4 protein-coding genes are annotated in these 6,197 nt (G+C 31.4%); all 4 read right to left on the bottom strand.

From position 1 onward, the window contains the following. Positions 1-384 precede the first annotated feature (384 nt). Complete coding sequence (locus AC4FQ3_RS09125) at positions 385-1,158, bottom strand: Bax inhibitor-1/YccA family protein (RefSeq protein ID WP_042563247.1); 774 nt, start codon at positions 1,156-1,158, stop codon at positions 385-387. Positions 1,159-1,321: 163 nt separating this feature from the next. Then, positions 1,322-2,713, bottom strand: a complete 1,392-nt coding sequence (locus tag AC4FQ3_RS09120) for an NADH-quinone oxidoreductase subunit N (RefSeq protein ID WP_042563248.1) — start codon at positions 2,711-2,713, stop codon at positions 1,322-1,324. A gap of 149 nt (positions 2,714-2,862) precedes the next feature. Next, complete coding sequence (locus AC4FQ3_RS09115) at positions 2,863-4,302, bottom strand: complex I subunit 4 family protein (RefSeq protein WP_491181647.1); 1,440 nt, start codon at positions 4,300-4,302, stop codon at positions 2,863-2,865. A gap of 10 nt (positions 4,303-4,312) precedes the next feature. Beyond that, complete coding sequence (gene nuoL, locus AC4FQ3_RS09110) at positions 4,313-6,196, bottom strand: NADH-quinone oxidoreductase subunit L (protein ID WP_491181646.1); 1,884 nt, start codon at positions 6,194-6,196, stop codon at positions 4,313-4,315. Between the last annotated feature and the right edge of the window lies 1 nt (position 6,197).

Below are 6,197 nucleotides of genomic sequence, written 5' to 3'. Positions count from 1 at the left end.
ACATAATATGAAAAATATTGCTTAAGTATTATTTTTACTACACTTTTAAGTACGGGTTAAATTTTATAATCAAATTATTTTAATTATAAATAGGAGATTTTAGAGTAATAAAAGAAAAGGAATAAAGTAAAGAAAAAGACTGTTAATTTGTTTTAAATAGTATAACTTCAATGAGTTTTTTGTCTCAATTTTGACTTAAATTTTGATAAACAAGAATGGAGTTTTGCTTTTTGGCGTTAAAAACTTTATTGATAATAGTATTGTGAAAAGTTAATTCACAACATAATTTCAATTAAAAAAAGATGTGGAGAACTAATATTTTGCAATAAAAAAGGCCTTTTTGAATTTTCAAAAAGGCCTTAGATTTTATGATTAAAAAAGAGATTAGTCTTTACTGGATAATTTTGATAATAATCTTAAAAATTCAATGTATAACCAAACTAATGTTACCATTAAACCCATTGCACCGTACCATTCCATAAATTTTGGCATTCTTTGCTGTACTCCTTTTTCAATTTGATCAAAGTCTAAAAATAAGTTCAAAGCAGCAATAATAATAACAAAAACACTAATTCCAATACTCATCATAGAATTTCCATGATGTACAGGAGTAAAGCTTGTAAACATAGATACCAGCCATGAAATTAAATAATAAGTTGCTATTGCTAATGTAGCGGCAACCACTACTGACTTGAATTGTTCTGTTACTTTTACGATTCTAAATTTATATAAACCTAAGCAAACTAAAAAAGTAACTAAAGTTGCACCAACAGCGTTAATCACAATTCCAGGATACATTGCTTCAAAAATAGCGGATATACCTCCAATAAATAGTCCCTCAAACAAGGCATATCCGGGAGCCAAATAAGGAGAAAGATGTGGTTTAAATGCAGAAATTACAACTAAAATAAGTCCAACAACGGCACCACCAATCGCTGGCAGCATAATATTAATTCCGTTAAACGCCATCCACCATGTTACCATAGCAGCTCCGCATAAAATTAAAAATAAAATAGCTGTTTTATTGATTGTACCCGAAACACTCATTTCCTGATTGTAATCAATAATTTGTGCTTGGTGTACCTCTTCAGCTTTTGACACAGCATTTGATGAAAAACGCTTGTTGCTTAAAAATGGATTTTTTGAATTGAAGTTCATATTTTAATACATTTAATTGATCCCAAATATATGGAGTTTTTTTGATGTGCTATTAGTTCTTGATTTTTTTTAACATGATTTTTTCTTCGGAATAAATTCATCTTAAAATAAAAAATCCATTCGTTAAGAGAATGGATTTTCTATATGTTTTTTAATGAATTTTTTATCTCAATAAATCTAAAACTAATGAAGGAAATAATCCAAGTACAATGTTTAATGCAATAGAGATTACAGCAACAGCATATATAAGAAATGGTTTTCCTGTACGTTCTTCGTTAGCTTCTTTAGAATACATTGCCAGAATTAGTTTAAAATAATATCCAACACTAATAATTGAATTAATAACTGCTACAATTACCAATGCTATATAACCAGCCTGAATCGTTTGGTCAAACAAGAATAATTTAGCAAAAAAACCTGAAAAAATTGGAATACCAGCCATAGATAACAATGATCCTGTTAAAATAGCAGCCAATAATGGATTCGTTTTTCCAAGACCGTGGAAGTTGGTAATATCTTCGTTATCCTGATTTTTGCAAACATATAAGATAACACTAAAAGATGCAATTCCCGCTAAAGCGTAGGCTGCAGTATAATATAATAGTACACCCGCAGAAGTTGAAATACTCAAGAAAGTCATCAACATGAAACCGGCATGCGAAATTCCTGAGAATGCCAGCATACGTTTTACATTTACCTGGCGTAATGCCATAATGTTTCCAACAGTCATTGATGCAATAGATACAATTACGACGATATTTTCAAAGGTTCCTAAAAGTTCCTGATTTTCAAGCGACGGAATTAAATTCAATCCTTCAATTAATTTGTATAATGTTGCAATGGCAATAACTTTTGCAAGTGTGCTCATCAAAGCAGTTGTCAGGGCAGGAGAACCTTCATAAACATCCGGAGCCCAAAAGTGAAATGGAACTGCTGCTATTTTAAAGAACATACCAATAATCATCAAGATCATTCCGATAGGAAACCAGATTGGTAATTCTGCAGATAATGAACTTTCGTGAATTTCGGCAACATCAAAACTTCCCATTGCTCCGTAGATCAAACAAATTCCAAATAAAATAATTCCTGATGCAAAAGATCCCATCAAAAAGTATTTCATACCAGCTTCGTTACTCTTTAAATTCAAACGGTCACTCGCTGCTAAAACATATAATGCAATAGATAGAATTTCGATTCCTAAGAAAAACATAGCCAGATTGCCAAAAGAAACCATTGCTACACCACCAGCTAATAAAAATATTTTTATAGCAATAAAATCTGAGATTTTAGTGGGATGGTTTTCATAAAAATTATGACTTAGCGCTACCAGGAAAATGGTCAGAATAATAAACAACGATGAAAAAGCAGTAGAGAATTTACTCACTGTAATCATGTTATTATAATAACTTTCTGTTGTGCCGAATTCTGAAAAATTAAGTGCCAAAACAGCCAGTAATCCAATTATCGTAAATGGAATAATGGCTTTTCTTAAATTAAGAATTTCAAATAATAGGCAGAAAATACCCAATCCTGTTATAGCTATTAATGTATTCATTTTTGTTTTTTTGATTTAGGAAATCTAAAACTAATGACGCCCTAATTTATTTTTATTTAAAATATATTTTTAATTTCTTTCGATAATGAACTTAACTTTAATTGTCAGATAAAATCTGAGATCAAAAAACGTTAATCTTATTCTAAACTTTAATTTTTATTGATAACGTTTAAAATAGTTTCTAAACTTGGCGTTATCAAATCTGTAATTGGTTTTGGATAAAATCCGAAGAATATTAAAACCGCAATAATTACTAGAAATGATATTCCTTCATTAACAGAAACATCTGCAAAAGTTTTAGAATTTGTTTCTCCCAACATTACATTTTGAAACATTTTAAGCATATAATAAGCTCCTAAAATAATTGTTGTTCCGCCTAAAACAGCAAACCACACATTAATTTGAGAAAGGCTATATAAAACGGTAAATTCTCCAACGAAGTTAAAAGTACTTGGTAAAGCAACTGACGCTAAAACCAAAATCAAAAACATTGAAGTAAATTTAGGAGATTGAATACGAATTCCGCCCATTGCGTCAATTTCTCTAGTTTCAAATCTTCTAAAGATAATCTCAGCAGCAAAGAATAAACCAACTACAACAAAACCGTGTGCAATCATTTGTAAAACTGCTCCGCGTAAACCGTCAATTGTTAAAGTGTAAGTTCCGGCAGCAATTAACCCAACGTGCGCTAATGATGAATAAGCTAATAATTTCTTTAAATCTTTTTGTCTTAAAGCAACGATTGATCCGTAAATAACACCAGCAATTCCTAAAGCTATAAAAATATTCATGTATTCTTTTGCAGCAAGTGGCGCAATTGGCAATTGCCAACGAATAACACTGTATAATCCCATTTTTAGCATAATACCAGATAAAAGCATTGTTCCAACTGTTGGTGCTTTCTGGTAAACGCTTGCCTGCCATGTATGAAATGGAATGATTGGAATTTTAATAGCATAAGCTAAAAAGAAAGCAAGGAAAATCCAGAATTGCTCACAAGCAGATAAATTCAACTTGTATAAATCTTCGATAAGGAAGCTTTTTGCTTTTGTATATAAATAGATAAAAGCAATCAACATGAATAAAGATCCTGCAAGCGTGTAAATAAAGAATTTGACAACTGCTTTTCTGCGTTCTTCAGCATCACCATTCCCCCAAATAAGGGCAATAAAATATATAGGAATAAGTGATAATTCCCAAAAAATATAATATAAAAGTCCATCTGCCGCAAGGAAAGTTCCTGTCATGGCAAAGGCCATAAATAAAATTAATGCATAGAAACCTTTTGCATTTTTATATTCATTTCCAAAAGAGGAAAATATAATGATTGGTGTTAGTGCAACAGTTAACAAAAGCATTGCAATTGCTAATCCGTCAGCATTTAAAACGAATGAAATTTTAGGTTGTGTAATCCAGGCGTTGATAAAACTAATGTTTTCGCCTGCATTAAAATGACTTAACAATACTAAAGAACAGCCTAAAGCCGCTAAACTAAAGAACAAAGCAACTTTTGAAGCTAGTTTGTCACCAACAAAATAAGTGGCAAATGCACCAATTAAAAGAATAATTAATATAAGAGAAACGTTCATAGTTGTTAAATTATTTAGCTAAAAATATATAGGAAACAATGGCGCAAAGACCTAAAACAAAGGCAAAAAGATATAATCCGATGCTTCCGTTTTGTAATTTTTTACCTTGAAAACCTATTTCATTGGTTACTTTTCCTAATCCGAAAACAAGTGATGATAGACCTGTTTCGATAGTATCTCTAAAGAATCTTGATAATCCGTTTATAGAACGAACAAATATTGCGTCGTAAATTTCATCAACATAATATTTGTTGTAAAGTACTTTTGTTAAACCAGTAATGTTTTCATCTGCTTCAGGAACATTATCTTGTTTGAAGTATTTGATGTAGGCAATTAAAATCCCTAACAATCCACCTAAAACAGCAACTCCCATTAAGGTATATTCTGTTGTTCCCAAATGATGCTCTTCACCTGCAGCTTTTGTAAAAAGTGGAGCCAAATATTCGTTTAACCAACTGTTTCCAGGCAAACTAATTAATCCGCCAAAAGTAGCTAAGACTGCAAGGATCATTAAAGGGAAAGTAATTAAACCGTCACTTTCATGTAAATGATGTTTTTGTTCTTCAGTTCCTCTAAAATCTTTAAAGAAAGTTAAAAACATTAATCTAAACATATAAAAAGCCGTCATGATTGAAGCAATAGATCCAACCACATATAATGGAATACTATGGTGGAAAGCTGTCATTAAGATTTCATCTTTTGAAAAGAAACCTGAGAAAAACGGAACTCCTGAAATTGCTAATGATGAAATTAACATTGTCCAAAAAGTGATTGGCATTGCTTTACGCAATCCACCCATTTTGCGCATATCTTGTTCTCCGTGTAAACCGTGAATTACAGATCCTGAACCTAAGAACAAACAAGCTTTAAAGAAAGCATGCGTGATTACATGAAAAACAGCTACTTCATAAGCACCAAATCCTAAGGCCAAAAACATTAATCCTAATTGAGAAACGGTTGAGTAGGCCAAAACCTTTTTAATATCTGTTTGAACTAAACCAATTGTTGCGGCAACTAATGAAGTGATAGCGCCAATAACAGCAATAACAGTTTGAACATCCGGAGCTAAATCAAATACAAAGTTTAATCTCGTTACCATAAAAATACCGGCAGTAACCATGGTTGCAGCGTGAATTAATGCTGAAACCGGAGTTGGTCCTGCCATCGCATCAGGCAGCCAAGTGTATAACGGAATTTGTGCAGATTTACCACAAGCTCCAATAAACAAGCATAATGCAGCCAATGAAAGCAATGGTAAATTTAAATTTGTTGCTCCCGCAATTGCAGTTTTTAAAGTAGCATAATCTAAAGTTGAGAACATTGAACCAATAATGAACATTCCGATTAATAAACCTAAATCTCCAATTCTGTTCATGATGAAAGCTTTTTTCGCAGCATCATTGTAACTTTGGTTTTTATACCAAAATCCAATTAATAAATACGAGCAAAGTCCAACACCTTCCCAACCAATGAATAAAACTAGTAAGTTACTTCCAATTACAAGAGTAATCATGAAAAACACGAACAGATTTAAATAAGCAAAAAATTTGTGCATATTTTCATCATCATGCATATAACTAATAGAATATAAATGAATCAAAGATCCAATACCTGTTACAAAAAGCAACCAAAGCAGAGATAGTTGATCTAATAAAAATCCAAGATTGATATGTAAGTTACTGATCTGAATCCAGTCAAATAAAGTTATTTGAATGGCTTTTTCAGTTTGAGTAAGTTGATTGAAAAAGAAAATTGTAACAAGAAAAGAAACTAAAACAGAAACAGTTCCAATAATTCCGGAAGCTGTTTTTCCTAAAGTTTTTCCAAAGAAAACATTGATTAAAAATCCTAAAAAAGGAGCTAATACTAAAACTAAAGCTAAATTGGTATCCATT

This window comes from Flavobacterium sp. AK-345, assembly GCF_058310175.1.
The sequence above is the reverse complement of the archived record's forward strand: the minus strand, read 5'-3'. Positions and strand labels throughout refer to the sequence as shown.

What these genes read in the sequence shown, in the direction of transcription:
- AC4FQ3_RS09125 (WP_042563247.1), bottom strand. Translation starts at nt 1,158, where the DNA reads ATGAACTTCAATTCAAAAAATCCATTTTTAAGCAACAAGCGTTTTTCA.
- AC4FQ3_RS09120 (WP_042563248.1), bottom strand. Translation starts at nt 2,713, where the DNA reads ATGAATACATTAATAGCTATAACAGGATTGGGTATTTTCTGCCTATTA.
- AC4FQ3_RS09115 (WP_491181647.1), bottom strand. Translation starts at nt 4,302, where the DNA reads ATGAACGTTTCTCTTATATTAATTATTCTTTTAATTGGTGCATTTGCC.
- nuoL (WP_491181646.1), bottom strand. Translation starts at nt 6,196, where the DNA reads ATGGATACCAATTTAGCTTTAGTTTTAGTATTAGCTCCTTTTTTAGGA.